Source organism: Alteromonas sp. MmMcT2-5 (genome assembly GCF_022348315.1).
Lineage (GTDB): Bacteria > Pseudomonadota > Gammaproteobacteria > Enterobacterales > Alteromonadaceae > Alteromonas > Alteromonas macleodii.
The window spans coordinates 1-3321 of the sequence record NZ_JAKRFB010000109.1; the positions used below are offsets into that span (position 1 = coordinate 1).

At 35.6% G+C, this 3321-nt stretch carries 3 protein-coding genes and 1 pseudogene; 3 read left to right on the forward strand and 1 reads right to left on the reverse strand.

Features of this window, described 5'->3' with window-relative positions; genetic code table 11:
• Positions 1–37: 37 nt before the first annotated feature.
• Positions 38–976 carry an AraC family transcriptional regulator ligand-binding domain-containing protein gene (locus tag MHN09_RS20955; RefSeq protein ID WP_187447987.1) on the reverse strand — a complete coding sequence of 313 codons (939 nt, stop codon included), beginning with the start codon at positions 974–976 and terminating at the stop codon, positions 38–40.
• Positions 977–1124: 148 nt separating this feature from the next.
• Between MHN09_RS20955 and MHN09_RS20960 the strand changes: the two are divergent.
• The 3 genes and pseudogenes from MHN09_RS20960 to MHN09_RS20970 form a co-directional block, all read left to right on the forward strand.
• Positions 1125–1689, forward strand: a pseudogene (locus MHN09_RS20960) (MMPL family transporter); the annotation flags it as partial.
• Positions 1690–1785: 96 nt separating this feature from the next.
• Positions 1786–2766, forward strand: coding sequence for a BtrH N-terminal domain-containing protein (locus tag MHN09_RS21625; protein ID WP_187447988.1), 981 nt, complete (start codon positions 1786–1788; stop codon positions 2764–2766).
• 34 nt (positions 2767–2800) lie between these two features.
• A complete protein-coding gene (locus MHN09_RS20970; protein ID WP_187447989.1) occupies positions 2801–3256 on the forward strand; it encodes a class I adenylate-forming enzyme family protein in 456 nt (151 codons plus the stop codon).
• The last annotated feature ends 65 nt before the right edge of the window (positions 3257–3321 follow it).

The following is a 3321-nucleotide window of genomic DNA, read 5'->3' on the forward strand; positions in this document are numbered from 1 at the left end:
AGAAAGTGTTTAGGCTTCAAGCAGCCAGCGATTGTATTTAAAGAAATGGCATTGGCTGCTTGATATTGACGAGTGTCGCACTTCGCAGTTGAATTCGGGACTCTTTACGTGTTTTCTCTAATAGACTCTGATAGTTTGTACCTTGCTCATTTAGCTTTCGTTGCATATTTCGAAGACTAAAACCTAAAGATTCAGCGATCACTTGCTGAGAAGGGCTACCAAAAGGTAAAAGATCAAATATCTTTGACTTTACAACATGTTTTAAATCATTTTTATCTATACGAGACATGAACTCTTCAAGAATTTTTTCATGCATTTGAGTTATTAATGAATTAGTCGTTATCAATTGCTTTTGAGTTTGTTCAAGATCAAAAACAATAGTTGTTTTTTCTGCATTAAATACAACATCACATTTAAAGTAGTCATTTAAATAATCAGTATCATGATTAGGCTCGGGAAAAGAAAACAACACTTTCAAAGGTACAATATTTGCTCCTGCTAACTCCCTAGAAAATTTAATTACAGTGAGAATAAAAAGTTCAACTCCAACATAAGATAATACAGGGCTCGCTGTACTTTTATGGCAAAACAAATTCATATGAACCAATAATTGACTATTCCTTTCTAACGCCGTGAGCTTACATGTATTTGATAGTACTCTTTTGTAGTTAGCTAAGCATTGGAGAGCAGCTTGTAGGCTTTCAGACGAGACCATGGCATAACCAAGAGCATGAAATATATTAGGATGAAACTGATTGGCAACAGAAATGGAGAAATCATGCCGATTCAACTTAGCGTTAGTATAATTAAGTATTTTAGTTATATTTTTTGCTGTAGTTCTTGATTCTGGGTTATTAAAAGCACGGCTATCAATCTTAAAATTTTGACATGCTTCATCAAAATCAAGATCAAATAACTCCATTGCACGCTTAATAGAGATCATCCAACCGCTCAGTACCGTATAACTTTCTTCCATATTTTACTTCCACAAATAAATGTAGACCCCAATAAAATGATTAAAAATGACAAAACAAATACATTTTGACGTAAAAAGCACTAGTTAAAACCAACGCCCTACGTCATCTTATGTAACAAGTTAAACATAAGATTAACAATATCCTCAAGATGGTATTAAATTTCTTCTTGCCGCTGGAAATGCAGGTGTTGAAGCATCAACCAATATCGTAATTGAAGAAGCACAAAAATGAGATGCTTATTTGGGTCTATTCCGTTGTTATTATTATTTGTTTAATTACCTTTAGATCGGTGCCTGTTGTTGTATGCATCATAGTTCCTTTGATTGTCACTTCGGTGTTAAGTCAAGCGTTAATGGCCTTTGTAGGTATAGGCGTTAAAGTTGCAACATTACCTGTAATTGCATTAGGTGTCGGGATTGGGGTTGATTATGGCATCTATATTTTCAGTAAAATAAAAGAAGGGCTTGCCATGAAAAAGTCACTCTATATGTCTTATTTATATACATTAAACCAAACAGGTAAAGCAGTAGGCTTTACTGGCGTAACTTTAGCAATATGTGTAGCGACATGGGCTTTCTCTCCAATCAAATTTCAATCCGATATGGGCTTATTATTAACCTTTATGTTTGTTTTTAATATGATCGGTGCGCTTACCTTAATTCCAAGTTTAGCTTGGTTATTACGTATCGGAAAAAGCCAGAGCGAATCTTAGATCGTAAACTACTAATAATACTTTAACGATGGCTACATCGTTAAAGTATTAAGCTTATCTTATAGATATGCGTTTAAGCAAATTCAAGGATATTAAGTGACTTTAATTAATCATACACATGTTCCAGGACATCATTGTTCTAGTACTGCAATAGCAGACTTGGTTCGTTTTCATCATTTCAATTGGAGTGAAGACTTCTGTTTTGGTATAGGCGGCGGCTTAGGCATTACTTATTTAAAAACACCGTCTTCATCCCCTACTCGCCTGCTTCATACACGCTCTTTAGGATATGAAAAACGCTTTTTCAATGCTATTGGTGTAGATGATTTTTCATGGTTAAGTGGCCGTACGGAAGAAGAAAGCGAGAAACAACTTCTTTGTGCCATAGACGAAAACCGGCCTGCCCTACTGCTTAGTGACATATTTTATTTACATTACTTTAATTCATCGAGTCATTTTCCGGGTCATGGAATTATGGTTTGGGGTTACGATAAAAACGATAAAATTTTTTATGTAACCGATACCGAAAGAGAAAACTTAGAAAGCGTGCCTTTTTCTGATATGAGAAAAGCGCGGGTATCACAAATCCCCCCCTTTATATGTAATGGTGATTTTTATGCTCCGCATCATCTATCCAAACCTACAGATTTACAAACACTATGCAAATTGGCTATTAAGGAAAATGCACATAGGTTGCTTAACTCAACTGACCATGCAAGCGGCTTTTCTGCTTTGCACTCCCTGACCGATGATCTCAGTAATTGGGCCGAATCTGATGACTGGCAATGGAACTGTCGATTTGCCTACCAAACCATTGAAAAAAGAGGTACAGGTGGCAGTGGTTTTAGAAAAATGTATGCTCGATTCTTAGCTGAAGCGGGTCAACATCTAGAATCTATTAAAACCTTAGAATTAGAAAATAAAATGCTTGAAAGTGCACAGAGTTGGCATGTGCTTTCAAACGCTTTTAAGCAAACCTCTGAGAACAATAAACCAGATTTTGAATTTATTAAAAAATGTATTAAACAAGTGATTGCAAAAGAAACCATCTATTGTGAGAGCGCTTTATTAGTTTAAGTTTATAACATAATTAAAAAATAGAGGAATACTGATGGATACTTCCAGAAATATAATTAACAGAGTTGCCATGGGTGATGTTTTTAGGCGTAAAGCAGCAACATCCCCGAACCTTGATGCCATTGTGGAATACAGAAACAATGAACGGCTTGCCTATACCCATTTAGCGTTAAATAAAGCGCTAAATAAAGTTGATCATATGTTAAGAGCGTTAAATATAAAACAAGGTGATAGAGTTGCATTAGCCAGTCCTAATTCAATTGAATTCGCTCTCGTTATTTATGGTTGCATGAAAGCAGGCGTTGTTGTTGTACCTGTAAATTATTTACAAGGTCCTTCTGATTTGGTTTTTACGCTTAATCACTGCGAAGCTAAAGCGATATTTATTGAAGATTCATTAGTTGAAAAATTTGAAGAATGCAAACACGAACTCAATGTTTTGAAACATTGGATTTCAATACTGAGGGATCCCCACGAATTTAGCATGTAATCTTGCTCATGCAAGCTTCAGCGGTGAGTTCATCAAGCCAGCGGATCGTCTTTTTCCACTGATGC